The 15,831-nt window shown below is 74.1% G+C and carries 11 protein-coding genes; 7 read left to right on the top strand and 4 right to left on the bottom strand.

Features of this window, described 5'->3' with window-relative positions:
- Positions 1–44 precede the first annotated feature (44 nt).
- From AC1DZA_RS17995 to ddaH, 7 genes are all read left to right on the top strand, one after another.
- Positions 45–1,583 (top strand): hypothetical protein, encoded by a 1,539-nt coding sequence (locus AC1DZA_RS17995; RefSeq protein WP_476773783.1) that lies wholly within the window; start codon positions 45–47, stop codon positions 1,581–1,583.
- Between the two features lie 31 nt (positions 1,584–1,614).
- Positions 1,615–2,916 carry a cell division protein PerM gene (locus AC1DZA_RS17990; RefSeq protein WP_476773782.1) on the top strand — a complete coding sequence of 434 codons (1,302 nt, stop codon included), beginning with the start codon at positions 1,615–1,617 and terminating at the stop codon, positions 2,914–2,916.
- Between the two features lie 68 nt (positions 2,917–2,984).
- Positions 2,985–4,535: an APC family permease gene (locus tag AC1DZA_RS17985; protein WP_476773781.1), complete on the top strand. Its 1,551-nt coding sequence runs from the start codon at positions 2,985–2,987 to the stop codon at positions 4,533–4,535.
- Between the two features lie 65 nt (positions 4,536–4,600).
- On the top strand, positions 4,601–5,194 hold the full coding sequence (gene purN / locus AC1DZA_RS17980) for a phosphoribosylglycinamide formyltransferase (protein WP_476773780.1): 594 nt from the start codon (positions 4,601–4,603) through the stop codon (positions 5,192–5,194).
- Positions 5,191–6,801 (top strand): bifunctional phosphoribosylaminoimidazolecarboxamide formyltransferase/IMP cyclohydrolase, encoded by a 1,611-nt coding sequence (gene purH / locus AC1DZA_RS17975; RefSeq protein ID WP_476773779.1) that lies wholly within the window; start codon positions 5,191–5,193, stop codon positions 6,799–6,801. Before purN ends, purH begins: the two co-directional genes overlap by 4 nt.
- A gap of 330 nt (positions 6,802–7,131) precedes the next feature.
- Positions 7,132–8,226, top strand: coding sequence for a Glu/Leu/Phe/Val dehydrogenase family protein (locus AC1DZA_RS17970; RefSeq protein WP_476773778.1), 1,095 nt, complete (start codon positions 7,132–7,134; stop codon positions 8,224–8,226).
- A 30-nt stretch (positions 8,227–8,256) separates the two neighbouring features.
- A complete protein-coding gene (ddaH, locus tag AC1DZA_RS17965) occupies positions 8,257–9,513 on the top strand; it encodes a dimethylargininase (RefSeq protein WP_476773777.1) in 1,257 nt (418 codons plus the stop codon).
- Here ddaH and AC1DZA_RS17960 read toward each other — a convergent pair.
- The 4 genes from AC1DZA_RS17960 to AC1DZA_RS17945 all read right to left on the bottom strand — a co-directional run.
- Positions 9,485–10,183 carry an ABC transporter ATP-binding protein gene (locus AC1DZA_RS17960; protein WP_476773776.1) on the bottom strand — a complete coding sequence of 233 codons (699 nt, stop codon included), beginning with the start codon at positions 10,181–10,183 and terminating at the stop codon, positions 9,485–9,487. The genes ddaH and AC1DZA_RS17960 overlap by 29 nt on opposite strands.
- Positions 10,180–11,196 (bottom strand): ABC transporter ATP-binding protein, encoded by a 1,017-nt coding sequence (locus AC1DZA_RS17955; RefSeq protein WP_476773775.1) that lies wholly within the window; start codon positions 11,194–11,196, stop codon positions 10,180–10,182. The genes AC1DZA_RS17960 and AC1DZA_RS17955 overlap by 4 nt, the downstream gene beginning before the upstream one ends.
- Positions 11,193–13,940, bottom strand: a complete 2,748-nt coding sequence (locus AC1DZA_RS17950; protein ID WP_476773774.1) for an FtsX-like permease family protein — start codon at positions 13,938–13,940, stop codon at positions 11,193–11,195. Before AC1DZA_RS17950 ends, AC1DZA_RS17955 begins: the two co-directional genes overlap by 4 nt.
- A partial coding sequence (locus tag AC1DZA_RS17945; RefSeq protein WP_476773773.1) for a hypothetical protein occupies positions 13,937–15,831 on the bottom strand: 1,895 nt, incomplete at its 5' end. The genes AC1DZA_RS17950 and AC1DZA_RS17945, both read right to left, overlap by 4 nt.

Here is a 15,831-nt window from a genome sequence, read left to right as displayed (position 1 = left end):
CACAACGGGGTCGTGACGATAGGTTTCGACCAAAGGGGGCGGTCATGTCGGATGCAGGGACCTCGCAACTCGAAGCCCGGATCGCGCAGCTCGAAGCCGAGAATGCGGCGTTGCGCACCGAGGCGGTCACGGCCAGACCGGTCGCCGGAACGGATGTCGCGGGCGCGGCGCCCCACGAGCGTCGCCGCCGCGGGCGCACCGTTGCGGCCGTCGTCCTCGTGGTCGTCGCCCTCCTGATCACGCCGATCGCGGTGATCACGGCGTGGGCGCGGCTCCAGCTCGTGGACACCGAGCAGTTCGTCGCGACCTTCGCCCCGCTCGCCGAGGAGCCGGCCGTGCAGTCGTACATCGGCGACCAGGTCACGACGGCGATCGAGGAGCAGGTCGACATCCCGGCCCTCACCGCCGACCTCTTCGACGGCATCAAGCAGCTCGACCTGCCGCCCAAGGCGCAGACCGCGCTCGGCTTGCTCGAGGCGCCTGCCACGCAGGGCCTCCAGTCGCTCGTCTCCGGCATCGTCGACCGGGTCGTCGAGTCGCCGGCCTTCGCCGACGTGTGGGCCACGGCGCTTCGCGCGAGCCATCACGCCTTCGTGGCGGCGGTGCAGGGTGATCCCGACGCGGCGCTCGCGATCGGGGGAAACGGCACCATCTCGGTGCAGCTCGGCCCGATCATCGAGGCGGTGAAGGAGCGCCTCGTGCAGCAGGGGGTCGGCTTCGCCGCGAACATCCCCGTGATCGAGAAGAGCGTCGTCATCGCGCAGAACGACGCCTTCGTCCTCGTCCAGACCGTCTACGCGCTCGCCGTGGCCGCGGGCACCTGGTTGCCATGGATCTGCCTCGCGCTCCTGGCGGCCGGCGTGTTCGTCGCGAAGCGTCGAACCGTGGCCCTGGTGTGGACGGCAGCCGGACTCGCGTTGACCATGCTGCTGCTCGCCGCGGGGCTCGGCATCGGCCGCACGTTCTTCATCGGCACGGTGAGTCCGTCGATCATGCCGTCCGATACCGCGTCGGTGATCTTCGACGGACTCGTCGAACTGATGCTCTCGACGATCGTGGCGATGCTGGTCCTCTCCATCCTCGTCGCGGTCATCGCCTGGTTCTCCGGTCCATGGCGACCGGCACGAGCCGCGAGGGACTTCGCGGGTGCCGGGTTCGCCAGTGCCCGCGCGGCCGCGGCCAGGCATGGCGTCACGACCGGGTCGTTCGGCATCGGCCTCGACCGTTGGCGTGGCGCCGTGTACGTCGCCATCGCGTTGATCGCGACCGCCGTGGTGCTCTTCAACCGCCCGGTCACCGTCAGCGCCGTCGTCTGGACGGTGATCGTCGCCCTGCTCGCCGTGCTGATCGTCGAGCTGCTCCGCCGTCCCGCCGCGGAGGTCGCGGCGCAGGCCGCGGCGGCCGAGGCGGCGGCTGCGGATGCCGAGGTCGTGGCGGCCGATGCGGCGACGACCGCGGCGGCTGACGCCGCGATCGCGGAGGAGGAGGCCGACGCCGCGCTCGTGGCCGCCGCCTCGGGAACGGCGGCGAGGCGCGCACCGGGCGCTTCGACTCCCGACGACGCCGCACGTCGCGACGGCTGAGCGGCGCCGCCCGGGATAGGCTCCCGGAGGAATGAGACGCACGACGATCGCCCTGCTGGCTGCCCTCGAGGCATCCGTCGCAGCGCTCATCTGCCTCGGCATCGCGGTCGTTCCGCTGATGCTGCTGTGGGCCGTGCACTTCGGCCTGACCGTCGACGCGGCGGTCTTCCTCCGGGCGGCAGGCGACATCTGGCTGCTGGGTCACGGCGTCGACCTCGTCGTGCAGCTCGACCCGGTGACCGCCGGGCGCATCGCCCTGCCGGGGGTCGGGGACCCGTTCCCCATCACCATCGCGCTGCTCGGGTTCGCGCTGCTCACGGTCGCGGCGGGCCGGCGCATCGGTCGTCGCTCGGCGGCCGGCGGTCACTCGTTCAGCGGCGGCGTCGCGGCGGTCGTCGTCTACGGCCTTGCCGGGGTCATCCTCGCCCTCACGACCGGGGTCGACGCCGCGCGGGCCGACCCGTGGCAGGCCGGCCTCCTGCCGGCGTTCGTCGTGGCCCTCGGCGTCGTGATCGGCGCCGTCGGCGAGGTGCTGCAGTCGCCGTCGGGGGCACCGGATGCCGCGACCGGCGTGGTGCGGCGACTGCTCGAACGGCTGCCGCTCGGCCTCGTCGCTGGCGCACGCGCGTCGGTGAGAGTCGGCGCGGGCGCCGCATTCGGAGTGCTGGCCGTCGCCGGAGTGCTGGTCGCCGTGCTCATCGCCCTCGACTACGCCACCATCGCCGGCCTCTACCAGTCGCTCGGCGCCGGCGTCGACGGCGGCATCGCGCTGACCGTCGCCGAGCTCGCGCTGCTGCCGAACCTCGTCGTGTGGGCGGCGTCGTGGATGCTCGGACCCGGATTCGCGATCGGCACCGGGAGCCTCGTCTCCACCGGCGGAACCCTGCTCGGCCCCGTGCCCGGCGTACCCGTGCTGGGCGCACTGCCGACGGATGCGGCCGCCCTCGGCGCGATCTGGCTCGTGGTGCCAATGCTCCTCGGCTTCGTCGGCGCGTGGCTGGTGTCCACGGGCGACGACGACGACCGCGACGTCCCGCCCGACGCGGCGTGGTGGGCGCCGATCGCGGTGGCGGCGAGCGCCGCGGCCACGGCGGCGTTGGTGCTCGGCCTGCTGGCCTGGTGGTCGGGTGGCGCCGCGGGGCCCGGCCGACTCGCCGACGTGGGACCCATGCCGCTGGCCGTGGCCGGGGTCGCGGCCGCGACGGTGGGCATCGGGGCGCTCCTCGGCGGGTATGCCGCCAGGCTCCGGAGCGGCGTGGGCGCCCCTTCGGCCGGCGGCGATCCGTCCGGAACCGAGCACGACACCGTACGGGTTGGCGCGTTCGAGCGCTGACCGGCGCGGGTGGTCGCGGCCCGGTGCTAGCGTGCTGACGACGTGACGGCGTGACGAAGGAGTTCCGGATGTCGGCTTCCAAGGCGCAGGACGTGCCGCCCGCTCCGGGCCAGGGCAAGGGCCTCGCGGCCGGAACGCTGGGCCTGTGGGGATCGACGGTCATCGGCCTCGCCTCCACGGCACCGGTCTACTCCCTCGCGGCGACGCTCGGATTCGTCGTGCTCACCGTCGGCGAGCAGGCGCCGATCGCGTTCATCATCGCGTTCGTGCCGATGCTGCTCATCGCCTTCGCCTACCGCGAGCTGAACCACGACGTGCCCGACTGCGGCACGACGTTCACGTGGGCCACCAAGGCGTTCGGGCCGTGGGTCGGCTGGATGGGCGGATGGGGCGTCGCGGTCGCCGGCACGGTGGTGCTCGCGAACCTCGCCCAGATCGGTGGCATCTATTTCTGGCTGCTCGTGGCGCCCGACCTCGCCGAGAACGTGTTCGTGGTGACGCTCACGGGAGTCGTGTTCATCGCGCTGATGAGCTGGATCAGCTGGCGGGGGCTCGAGATCGGCGAGCGGATGCAGAACGTGCTGCTCGGCGTGCAGTACCTCGCGCTGGCCCTGTTCGTGCTGTTCGCCGTGTGGAGCGTCCTCGACGGCACGGCGCCCGAGGGCTCCACGACGCCGCAGCTCAGCTGGTTCGACCCGTTCGCGTTCGGGTCGTTCGACGCGTTCGTCGAGTCGGTGCTGCTGGCGCTCTTCATCTACTGGGGCTGGGACACCTGCCTCGCGCTCAACGAGGAGACGAAGGACCCGAAGCGCATCCCCGGTCGTGCGGCCGTGCTCACCACGCTCATCCTGCTCGTGACCTACGTCGGCGTCACGGTCGCCGCGATGTCGTACGCGGGGCTCGGCGAGGCGGGGCTGGGGCTCGGCAACGAGGGCAACGCCGACGACGTCTTCTTCGCCCTGAAGGACGCGCTGTTCGGGCCGTGGGCCTGGCTGCTGGTGGTCGCCGTCATGATCTCGGCGGTCTCGTCGACGCAGACGACGATCCTCCCGACCGCCCGCGGCACGCTCGCGATGGCCGTGTACCGGGCGCTGCCCAAGCGGTTCGCCACGGTGCATCCGCGATACCGCACCCCGTCGTTCTCGACCCTGCTCATGGGCTTCGTGGCGATCGTCTTCTACGTGGGCATGACCCTGATCAGCGACAACATCCTGCAGGACACGGTGCTCTCGCTCGGCCTCGCGATCGCCTTCTACTACGCCATCACGGGGTTCGCCTGCGTCTGGTACTTCCGGGCCACCCTGTTCGAGTCGTGGCGGAACTTCTGGTACCGCCTCGTGTTCCCCCTGCTCGGTGCGCTGCTGCTCGCCGGCGCGTTCGTGTACTCGGCGGTCGACATGCTCGATCCCGACTACGGGTACACGGTGCTGCTCGGCGTCGGCGGGGTCTTCGTCGTCGGGGTCGGGTCACTGCTGCTCGGCGCCGTGCTGATGGTGGTGTGGTCGTTCTTCGCCGAGGCGAAGCCGTTCTTCCGGGGCGAGTCGCTCAATCGCGAGACCGAGGTGCTGGTGCCCGACGACGAGCTGGCGGTCCCGCGGTCGATCGACGGCGGCGTCTGAGTAGAGACCGCTGAGCGACGGATGCCTCGCGCGGTGCGCATCCGAGCAGCCGGTAGGCTCGAGGGGTGCAGAAGCTCGTCGTGCTCATCTCGGGCACTGGCTCGAACCTCCGTGCCCTCCTCGAAGCCTCCGAGGACGCCGAGTTCCCGGCGCGGGTCGTCGCCATCGGCGCCGACCGCGAGGCCGACGGACTCGTGCTCGGTGAGGAGTTCGGCATCCCCACCTTCACCGTGCCGTACACGGCGTATCCCGACCGCGACGCATGGGGTGACGCGCTCATCGAGCAGGTGCGCCAGTGGGAGCCCGACCTCGTGATCCTGTCGGGGCTCATGCGCCTCGTGCCGGCCGGCGTGGTCGACGCCTTCTCGCCCTACCTCATCAACACGCACCCGGCCTACCTCCCCGAGTTCCCGGGCGCGCACGGCGTGCGCGACGCGCTCGCGGCCGGGGTCGACCAGACCGGGGCCAGCCTCATCGTCGTCGACAACTCGGTCGACGGCGGCCCCATCATCGCGCAGGAGCGCGTGCCGGTGCTCGCGGGCGACACCGAGTCGACCCTGCACGCCCGCATCAAGCCCGTCGAACGGCGCCTGCTCATCCAGGCCGTGCTCGACATCGCCAACTCGCACATCGACCTGAAGGAGCTCACCGCATCATGAGCGGAGCCAGCATCGACCCGGGCCTCTACCGCCACCGCGACGTCGTCCCCGTGCGCCGCGCGCTCATCGCGGTGAGTGACAAGCGCGGGCTCGTGGAGCTCGCCGGCGCCCTCGTGGCGGCAGGCGTGGAGATCGTGTCCACCGGCGGCACCTCCAAGGCCATCGCCGACGCGGGCCTGCCGGTCACGCAGGTCGCCGACGTGACCGGCTACCCCGAGCACCTCGACGGACGGGTGCGCACGCTGCACCCCGCCGTGCACTCGGGCCTCCTCGCCGACCTGCGCCTGGAGCACCACGAGACGGAGCTCGCCGAGCTCGCCATCGAGCCGTTCGAACTCGTCGTCGTGAACCTCTACCCGTTCGCCGAGACGGTCGCGGCGGGCGCCGAGCCCGACGCCGTGGTCGAGCAGATCGACATCGGCGGGCCCGCGATGGTGCGTGCGTCGGCGAAGAACCACGCGAACGTCGCCGTGGTGGTGTCGCCCGACCGGTACGACGAGATCGCCGCCGCCGTGCAGGCCGGCGGCACGACGCTCGCGCAGCGCACGGTCCTCGCACGCGAGGCGTTCCGGCACACGGCCTCCTACGACATCGCGGTCGCGTCGTGGATCGGCAGCGTCGTCGCGCCCGACCAGCCGGTCGAGGAATCGCCCTTCCCCGCCTGGGTCGCCGGCAGCTGGACGAAGGACGCCGACCTCCGATACGGCGAGAACTCGCACCAGCGGGCGGCGCTCTACGCATCCCAGGGCGGCCGGCCGGGCATCGCGCAGGCCGTGCAGCTCCACGGCAAGGAGATGTCGTACAACAACTACGTCGACGCGGATGCCGCGGTGCGGGCCGCGTTCGACTTCGACGAGCCCGCCGTGGCGATCATCAAGCACGCGAACCCGTGCGGCATCGCCGTGGCGTCGGCCGGGGCATCCGACCCCATTGCCGACGCTCACCGGCGAGCCCACGAGTGCGATCCGGTGTCGGCGTTCGGTGGCGTGATCGCGGCGAACCGCATCGTCACGCGTGCGATGGCCGAGACGGTGTCGGGCATCTTCACCGAGGTGCTCGTCGCGCCCGCGTTCGAAGGCGAGGCGCTCGAGCTGCTCACGCAGAAGAAGAACATCCGCCTGCTCACCCTGCCCGAGGGGTTCACGCCCACCGCGGTGGAGCTCCGGCAGGTCTCGGGCGGCATGCTGCTGCAGCAGGCCGACCGGCACTTCGCCGCCGCGTCGCAGTGGACGCTCGCCGCGGGCGACCCCGCCGACGACGCCACCCTCGCCGACCTCGAGTTCGCGTGGCGGGCCTGCCGTGCCGTGAAGTCCAACGCGATCCTGCTCGCCTCGGGAGGTGCGTCGGTCGGCGTCGGCATGGGCCAGGTCAACCGCGTCGACTCGTGCCGGCTCGCCGTCGAGCGGGCGGGGGAGCGCGCCGCGGGGTCGGTCGCGGCATCCGACGCCTTCTTCCCGTTCGCCGACGGCCTGCAGATCCTGCTCGACGCGGGCGTGCGTGCCGTGGTCCAGCCGGGCGGCTCCGTGCGCGATGAGGAGGTCGTCGAAGCGGCCCGGGCGGCCGGCGTCACGATGTACTTCACCGGCGAGCGGCACTTCTTCCACTGAGCCGTGCGGGTGACGGATGCCGCGGCATCCGCCCGCCGTGCCTGCCCTGCCGTCCCCTCCGGACCGGCCTCGCCCTGCCCAGTCCGCCGGCGTGCACCGAAGGGCGGATATACGATCCGGCGCGCCGGATCCTTCAGGGCGACGGCGGCGCGCCGGATCGTATATCCGCAGGAAGATGCATGGCGTGGGTGTGGGAGCAGGAGCGCGACCGGGGTGACGGATGCCGCGGCATCCGCCCGCCGGCGACGGCGGTACCCTTGAGGTGAGCGGCGCTCAGAAGGCGCCCACCACCGTTCCGCCCACGAAGCGGATGAACAAGGAGAACGATCGATGACGATCACCCACGCCCCGGACAAGCCCGCCGCCGAGGTCAGCGCAGCACTTCCCACCGAGGCCCCCGAGCACGAGCGGGTCCTCATCACCCGCGGCCCGCGTTCGGGCCTCACCATCGTCGTCGCCGTGCACTCGACGCGACTCGGCCAGGCCCTCGGCGGCGCCCGCCTCTGGCGCTACGGCCACTGGACCGACGCCCTCGCCGATGCCCTGCGGCTCTCGCAGGCGATGACCATGAAGAACTCCGCGGCCGGCCTCGCGCGCGGCGGCGGCAAGTCGGTCGTGTGCATCCCCGCCGGCGTCACGCTCGACGAGCGCACCACCCGCGACGCGATGCTCGACCTCGGCGACGCCGTCGAGTCGCTCGGCGGCGCCTACATGACGGCGGAGGACGTCGGCACCAGCGCCGAGCTCATGGCCGTCGTGCACGAGCGCACCGAGCACGTCTGCGGCCTCCCGCCCGAGCAGGGCGGCGTCGGCGAGCCGGCGGATGCCACCGCCGCCGGCGTGCACGCATCGATCCTCGCCACCCTCGACCACGTCTTCGGCTCGCCCGAGATCGCCGGCCGCCACTTCGTCGTCGCCGGCCTCGGCCAGGTCGGCGGTCGTCTCGCCCGCAGCCTCGCCGCCGCCGGCGCGCGCCTCACGGTGACGGATGTCGCGGAGTCCAAGCGCGCGCTCGCCGACGAGCTCGGCGCCGCCTGGGTCGAGCCCCACGAGGCGCACCTCGTCGAGGCTGACGTGTTCGTGCCCTGCGGGCTCGGCGGCGTGCTCACGCACGAGGTCGTGGAGTCGCTGCGCGTCCGCGCCGTGGTGGGCGCGGCCAACAACCAGCTCGCCTCGCGCGACGTCGCCGGTCTCCTCACCGAGCGCGGCATCGTGTGGGCGCCCGACTTCGTCGTGAACGCCGGCGGCGTCATCTACCTCGACGTCGCGAGCGAGCCGGGCGCCGACCAGGCCGCCCTCGACGCGCGGATCGCGGGCATCGGCGACACCGTGGCCTCCGTGCTGCGCTCGGCCGACGAGCACGGCACCACCACCCTCGCGGCGGCCGAGCGGCTCGCGCGGGCACGTCTCGACGCCGCGCGCTGAGGGGCCGGCACCGGCCGATAGGCTCGTGCCATGACGTCCCCCGCCGCCACGCCCACGCCCGCCCCTGCCCGGTACAGGCCGGCCCCGACCCGGGGTCGGCGGGTGCTGGCGGTGCTGGCCTCGTCGGGCGTGGTGGCGGTCGGGGCGATGTTCGTCGCGCTGTTCGCGCTGTTCATCGGCAACGGGCAGTCGCCCCAGGTGTTCGACCAGCTCTTCGGCCACTTCGCCTTGGCGGCGCTCATCGCGTGGGTGCTGCTCGCCGTGGCGAACGCCGTGGGCGCCACGCGGGCGTGGTTCCTCGCGCTCATCACCGGGTTCGCCTCGGGCGCGCTCGCCGCGCTCATCGCGACGACGTTCACGGCGACCGCGGCCGGCAACCCGTTCAGCGGGCCGCTCTTCCTGTTCGTGGTCGGCTCGCTCGTGATCCTCAACCTCGTCTTCGTCCTCGCGGTGATCGCGGGCGAGGTCTTCCTCGCGCCGAAGGTCTTCCGCGGCATCATGGGATACGCCCCGCGGCGCCCCGCCCGCCGGATGGCGCTCGTGCGCATCCCCGCGTCGAACCTCGACGAGGGCGAGCTGACCCACCGCGAGCGGCATCCGGTCGACAAGGCCCGCGCCGACGACCAGTGGGACAACTACTGCGCCGCGCTCGTCGCCGAGGGCTGGGAGACGCTCGAGGTCGACGCCGCCCCCGAGCTGGCCGACTCGGTGTTCGTCGAGGACACGGTGGTGCTCTTCGGCGACCTCGCGATCATCACGAGCCCGGGCGCCGAGTCGCGCCGGTCCGAGGTCGAGGCGGTCGAGCGCACGATCGCCACGATTCCCGGCGTCACGGTGCGACGCATCGAGCTGCCCGGCACCCTCGACGGCGGTGACGTGCTGAAGGTGGAGTCCACGGTGTACGTCGGCGCGTCGACGCGCACGAACGCCGAGGGCATCCGCCAGCTCCGTGCCCTGCTCACCCCGCACGGCTACTCCGTGGTCGCGGTGCCCGTGACGAAGGCCCTCCACCTGAAGAGCACGATGACCGCGCTGCCCGACGGCACCATCATCGGCGACCCGGCGCTCGTCGACGTGCCGAGCCTCTTCCCGCGGTTCCTTCCGGTGCCCGAGCCCGAGGGCGTCGCCGTGGTCGAGCTGTCGCCCGAGTCGCTGCTCATGTCGTCGTCGGCCCCGAAGACGGCCGCGATGCTCGCCGGCCTGGGCTACCGGGTGGTGACCGTCGAGATCGACGAGTTCGAGAAGCTCGAGGCCGGCGTCACGTGCCTGTCGGTGCGGGTGCGGTAGTCGCCCGCACCCGGCCGTCGTGCAGCTCGAGCACGCGGTCGGCCCGGCGCACGAGCGCCGGGTCGTGGGTGGTCACCACGGCGGCCACGCCGCGCGCGTGCACGAGCTCGCCGATGAGGTCCATGACGGTGGCCGCCGTGCCGCTGTCGAGCTGGCCGGTGGGCTCGTCGGCGAGCAGCAGCTGCGGGCGTGCCGCGAGGGCGCGGGCGATCCCGACGCGCTGCTGCTGACCGCCCGAGAGCTCGTAGGGTCGCTGCGCCGCGTGGCCGGCGAGTCCCACGAGCTCGAGTGACTCCGCCACCCGCGCGTTCCGCTCGGCGGCGGGCATCCGCTGCAGGCGCAGTGGCACCTCGACGTTCTCGGCGGCCGACAGCACGGGGATGAGCCCGAACGACTGGAACACGTAGCCGAGCCGATCCCGGCGCACGGCCGCGAGCGCGTCCTCGCCCAGCGCCGACAGCTCGTCGTCGCCGAGGAGCACGCGCCCGCTCGTCGGCCGGTCGAGGCCGCCGAGCAGGTTGAGCAGCGTCGTCTTGCCTGCCCCCGAGGGCCCGGTCACCACGAGCAGTTCCCCGGGGCGCACTTCGAGCGACACGTCCTGCACGGCGTGCACCGCCTCGCCGCGGGTCTCGAAGACGCGGCTCACCGCCTCGGCGCGAAGCGTCGTCATGCGTCCTCCTCCTGACCGGATGCCGCGTGCCGGCCGCTTCCCGCGGGTCGGTCCGAGGCGCCGGGGTCGCCCGATGCCGCGGGTTCCTCGCCGACCCGTGGCGGCGCGGCATCCGCCCCCTCATGGCCGGGCCAGACGCCGACGTGGTCGGGCTCGAGGGCGAGGCGCACCCGCTCGCGCAGGTCGAGGCGCTGCACGAACTCGTGGGGGAGCTGGAGCCGGCCCACGCGGTCGAGCACCGCGAACTCCTCGGCGACGTGCTGCTCGGCGCCGTGCTCGTCGAGGCGCGTGGAACGCAGCACCTCGGTCGACGTGCGGCCGTCGCGGATCTGCACCGTGCGCCGCACGTGGTCGGACACGGTCGGGTCGTGCGTCACGATGAGGGTGGTCACGCCGAGCTCCTCGTTCACGCCGCGCATCGCGTCGAGCACGGCGGCCGACGTGGCCTCGTCGAGCTCGCCGGTCGGCTCGTCGGCGAGCAGCACGAGCGGGGCGTTCGCGAGGGCCACGGCGATCGCGACCCGCTGCTGCTGGCCGCCCGACAACTCGCCCGGGCGGCGGTCGCGCGCCTCGCCGACGCCCGTCAGCTCGAGGAGCTCGTCGACGCGACGCGCCCGCTCGGCACCCCGGTGCGTGCGGGCGACGTTCATCGCCAGGGCCACGTTCTCGCCGGCGGTGAGGTAGGGAAGCAGGTTGCGCGAGGTCTGCTGCCACACGAAGCCGACGGTGCGGCGTTGATAGGCCACCCGCTCGCTCGCCCGCATCGAGAGCAGGTCGTGCCCGGCGACGCGGGCGACACCGGCCGTGGCGGTGTCGAGGCCGGAGAGGATCGTCAGCAGCGTCGACTTGCCCGAACCCGAGGCGCCGACGACGGCGACCATCTCGCCGGCGCCGACGCGCAGGTTGAGTCCCTGCAGGGCCTGCACCTCAACACCGTCGGCGGTGAAGATGCGCACGAGGTCGGTGCACAGGATGTGCGGCTCGGCGAGCTGGTCGGCCATGGGGACCATCATTCCTCCTCCTTGCGCATCGCGCGCGCCGCGTTCACGCGACCGCCGACACCGGATGCCGCGGCGGCGGCGACCGCGGTGACGAGCACAGAGCCGGCGAGCACGGCCGTGATGAGCCATGGGTCGTACACCACCGCGGGTTGGGCGTCGCCGCCCGTGAACGCGCGCAGGTCGACGCCCTGCAGCACCACGAACGGCAGCACGGCGCCGAGCGCCGCGCCCACCACCACGGCGACGACCGCCACCGGCCCGATCTCCCAGGCGACGAGCGCCCGTTCGCCCCGCCGTCCGAGGCCGAGCGTGGACAGCAGCGGCAGCAGTCGTTCGCGCGAGGGGCGACCCACGACGAGCGTGAGCACGATCGCGAGCACCGTGAGCAGGCTCGAGAGGGCGATGGCGCCGACGAGTGCGGTCACAAGTCCCCCGGTCGTGGACTGCCCGCCGAGCTCGGCGGCGAGATCGGTCGCGGTGACCGTCGTGGCGCCGTCACCCGCGATCGTCGCGAGGGCCGCGGTCGTCTCCGTGGCATCCGCGCCCGGGGCGAACCGCACGAGCACTGCGCGCGGCACCAGCGTGTCGGTGAACGGCTCGGCGTTCGCACGATCCATCAGCACCCAGTTCGACCGCGGTGAGTACGCGGTGGCGCCATCGACCACGGCGAGGGCGTGGAACGGCTCGCCGTCGAGTTCGACGTCGTCGGCCGCGCCGATGACCTCGTCGACGACGCCCGAGACGAGCACGGGGACGCCGTCATCGCCGGGCGGGGCGGCGAGCGCCTCGGGCAGCGGCGTGGCATCCGGTCGCCCGGCCTGCACGCGGCGCATCTCGGCGCTGTCGACCACGATGAGGGTGGTCGTGCGCTGCCGCCCGTCGATGATGAGATCGGAGCCGCGTGTCGAGTACACGGGGGCGATCGCCTCGACCCCCGGCACCGCGCGGAACTCGTCGAGCTGGGCCCGCGTGAACGGCAGGCCCGACACCGCGGCATCCGCACCCACCCGCGCCGCGGCGGCATGGTCGATCCCGGCGCGCACCGTGCCGAGCAGCACCGAGGAGAACACGGCCACTGACACCCCGACGACGACGGCGAGCACGGGCACGAGCCCGGCACTGGGGTCGCGCAGCGCGCGCGCCGACCCGAGGAACGGGACGAGACCGGGCCGCGCGGCCAACGACCGCACGAGCCTGGCGAGGGGGATCGGGTAGAGGCGCAGCGCCACGAGGCACGCGACGAGCGAGAGCAGCAGCGGCACGGCGGCGAGCAGCGGATCGACGCCCGCCTGGGCCGCCGAGGTCGCCAATCCGCGGCGCATGAGGAGCACGACCGCGGCGACGGCGACGAGCAGCACGAGCAGCTCGGCGATCCAGCGGAACCGGCCCGGAGCGCTCCCGCCCAGGTCGGCGCGCGCGCGACGGAGCGGGCTCAGGCTCGGCGCCGAGGCCACGAGCAGCAGGGCAGGCGTCGCGGCGAAGACGGCGGCGAGCAGCCATCCGCCGTATCCGGCGTCGGCGGCGACCGCGAGGGTGCCGAGCAGCCCGCCGACGACGGCCGCGGGGACGCCGATCGCGAGGCCCTCGATCGCGAGGATGCCGCGGAGCTGGCCGATCGAGGCACCGCGAGCCGCCGCCAGTTCGAGCCCCGCGCGCCGGCGCTCGAACACCACCCGAGCGCCGAGGACGAGCACCGCCACCATGACCCCGATGGGCCCCGACGCGATCGTCGCGAGCACCGCGTCGCCGGCTGCTGCAGTGGCGGCCGCCTCGCCGAGGGACGCGCCGAGCCCGCTGAGGAAGCTCACCTCGCCCACCGTCGGCACCCAGCCCCGGTACTCCCCGGAGCCGATGACGCGCACGTCGCTCGAGAACTCGCCGAGCTGCGCCTGCAGCTGCGCGGACTCCGGTGCGGAGATGCGCTCGGTGCGCACCGGGAACCACGCCTGCATCGTGGAGGGCACGTTGACGTCGGCGAACGCCGGCCAGGATCCGGCATCCATGAACGCGGTGCCCGTGATCTGCGGTGGGGCGAGGCCGTTGTCCACCACGCCGGGTTCGAGCGTGGTCGGCAGGTGCGTCCACAGTCCGTCGGCCGGGTCGACCGGCGCCACCGTGCCCGACAGGCGCACCGGCTGGTTGATGCTGCCGATGCCGATGAACCGTTCCTCGCCGAGCGCCCAGTCCATGCGCTCCGCGACGGCGTCGACGAGCACGAGGTCGACCGCGGCGACCCCGTCGAGCCCGTCGCCCGGGATCGGTGCCGGCCAGGCGCCCGAGGTCAGCTCGACGTGCTCGCGCAGCCGCGGGTCGAAGCCCGGCAGGATGCGGTACACGGGCGAGCTCGGGGAGGCACCCGGGACCATCGCCCGCAGCGGCCCGGACGTGAGCACGGTGAGCGGCTCGCCGGTGATGCCGCGCAGGGGCTGGGGAAGGGCGTCGCGGATGCCGACGAGCGCCTCCTCCTGGCGGCCCCACACGGCGTCGGCGTCGGCGCCGAGGGAGGTGCCGCCCGACGACGCGCCGACGTCGGGATGCGCCCGCGTCTCCGCGGTGAGGTCGAGCCCGTTCGCGGCGACCCCGTCGAGCAGCTCGGCGAGCTGGGCGGTGTGCAGTGCGGCGACGGCGCGGGGCACCGCCGTCGCCAGCAGGGCACCGACGAGCACGAGCAGGGCGAGCGCGATCGACGCCCCGGGGCCGGCGAGGAACTGCCGGCGCAGGAGACCCGGCGTCGAGAGGTGCGACCGCGCGCTCATGCGTCGTCCGCCCGGAGTCCGGGTCGCGACGCGAGGCGACCGACGGATGCCGCGGCACCGCCGCCGACCGCCGTGCACACTGCGAGGAAGGCGAGGAGGCCGGCGGCCCACGGCAGCCACGCCAGCTCGACGGGCACGGCCAGGGCTGCCGGGGCGCCGGCCACCGAGGCACGTGCGAGCTCCCGGGCGGTGACCCACGCCGTGACCGCCCCGACCGCGATGCCGACGAGCGTCGCGGCCCCGACGGCGGCGACGAGCTCGGCGAACCGGGCGCGGGCCTGCACGCGCGCCGGACTGCCGAGGACCCGCAGCACGACGACCTCGCCGAGCCGGGCCCGGCCGAGGGCCGCGACGAGCGCCACGAGGGAGACGACGGCGAAGAGGAGCGCGCCGGCCACCCCCGCCCAGAGTGCGGTGACCGCGGGCTGGATGAGGCCCGACGAGGAGGCGTCGGCGCGGGTCGAGACGGTGAACGCCGTGGACCGCTCGCGCCCGAGGCGCTCGGCCAGCGCCTGCGGGTCGTCGGTCGCCAGCCACCGCTCGGTGTACTGGGGGACGCCGGCGTCGCCCGCGAAGGCCGCCGTCGACAGCGCGCCGAGGTCGACGAGGATGCCCCGGTCGCCGGCGCCGGGAACGGCGGGCACGACGCCCGCCACCACGGCGTCGACGTCGGCCCCGCCGGTGAGCAGGCGGAAGGCCAGCGCGTCGCCCGGCTCGGCTTGGATGCGTGCTGCGAGGGCCTCGCCGAGGAGCACGGGCACGGGGTGCGCGTCGTCCGAGGTCGAGGCGGCGTCGGGCGCGGTCGCGACGACGCGGCCGCTCGGGGCGGTCGCGGTCAGCTCCACCTCGCCCGAGGCGGACACCGCGGCGGCGCCGTCCGCGCCGCCCTCGACCCGCACGTCGTCGATGGCGACGGTGACCGGCCCGGCGCCCTGGGACCCGGCGAGGGCGGCCTCGAATCCGAGCAGGCGCAGGGGAGCGGCATCCGGCAGCTGCAGTTCGGCCGTGCCGCCGCCCGCCGCCACCGGGAAGGCGACGCCCGGGAGCCGACTCGCCTCGCCCGACGGCCCGAGGACCCACGCCGACACGGTCACGGTGCCGGGCGTCCCCGCCGCCGCCTCGATGCCGACGCTCACCGTGACGGAGCGCGCACCCGCGGGCAGGTCAGGTGCGGCCGTTCGTCCCGAATCGACGAGCTGATCGAGCCCGTCCCTGTCAGAGGCGTCGGCCCCACTCGCCTTTCCCGGGGCGATGGCCCTCAGCCGATCAGCCGGCAGCGCCACGAGTGCCGCGGCATCCGACCCGATGCGGGCCTCGCCGCGGTACACCGCGCCGCTCGCGCCGACCCCGTCGAGGCTCGCAAACGGATCCGCGAGGGCGAGCGGGTCGGCGCCCTGCACGACGTCGCGGCCGGCGAACGACACGCGGACGTCGCCGCCGGTGGCGATGGCCGCCGCCTCGCGGTCGAACGCCTGCCAGCTCCCGGCGAACGCGGCCGCCAGCGTGAGCCCCGACACGCCGAGCATCACCACGAGCGACGCCGAGGCGTAGAGCCCGGCGCGCCGGGCGAGCTGGCGCATGGGCAGCGACGGGACCAGCCCCCGGCTCCGGGCGCCCATCCGCTCGAGAAGGCTCCCCGCCGGCCGCGCGAGCCCGAGGGCGGCCAGGCTCAGGGCGAGCAGCACGAGCACGGGCGCGAGCACCGCGACCGGGTCCACCTCGGGCGTGCCCGACGCGCTCGCGACGAGCGGCGACCCGTACAGCCGGAACTGCCACAGCGACACCGCGGCCGCCACGGCCACGAGCACGACCGCACCGGCCGCCGCCGCCCGCGGCGCCCGCCCCACCTCGTCGCCGGCCCCGCGCACCACCGGCCGGGTCGCATCGCGCC

Source organism: Agromyces sp. P2_B3 (assembly GCF_056404815.1).
Note: the sequence above shows the minus strand (reverse complement) of the source record. Positions and strands in the feature narration are given on the sequence as shown.

Excerpts from the sequence above, each read along its gene's own strand:
- AC1DZA_RS17995 (WP_476773783.1), top strand. The coding sequence starts at position 45 with ATGTCGGATGCAGGGACCTCGCAACTCGAAGCCCGGATCGCGCAGCTC.
- AC1DZA_RS17990 (WP_476773782.1), top strand. The coding sequence starts at position 1,615 with ATGAGACGCACGACGATCGCCCTGCTGGCTGCCCTCGAGGCATCCGTC.
- AC1DZA_RS17985 (WP_476773781.1), top strand. The coding sequence starts at position 2,985 with ATGTCGGCTTCCAAGGCGCAGGACGTGCCGCCCGCTCCGGGCCAGGGC.
- purH (WP_476773779.1), top strand. The coding sequence starts at position 5,191 with ATGAGCGGAGCCAGCATCGACCCGGGCCTCTACCGCCACCGCGACGTC.
- AC1DZA_RS17970 (WP_476773778.1), top strand. The coding sequence starts at position 7,132 with ATGACGATCACCCACGCCCCGGACAAGCCCGCCGCCGAGGTCAGCGCA.
- ddaH (WP_476773777.1), top strand. The coding sequence starts at position 8,257 with ATGACGTCCCCCGCCGCCACGCCCACGCCCGCCCCTGCCCGGTACAGG.
- AC1DZA_RS17960 (WP_476773776.1), bottom strand. The coding sequence starts at position 10,183 with ATGACGACGCTTCGCGCCGAGGCGGTGAGCCGCGTCTTCGAGACCCGC.
- AC1DZA_RS17955 (WP_476773775.1), bottom strand. The coding sequence starts at position 11,196 with ATGATGGTCCCCATGGCCGACCAGCTCGCCGAGCCGCACATCCTGTGC.
- AC1DZA_RS17950 (WP_476773774.1), bottom strand. The coding sequence starts at position 13,940 with ATGAGCGCGCGGTCGCACCTCTCGACGCCGGGTCTCCTGCGCCGGCAG.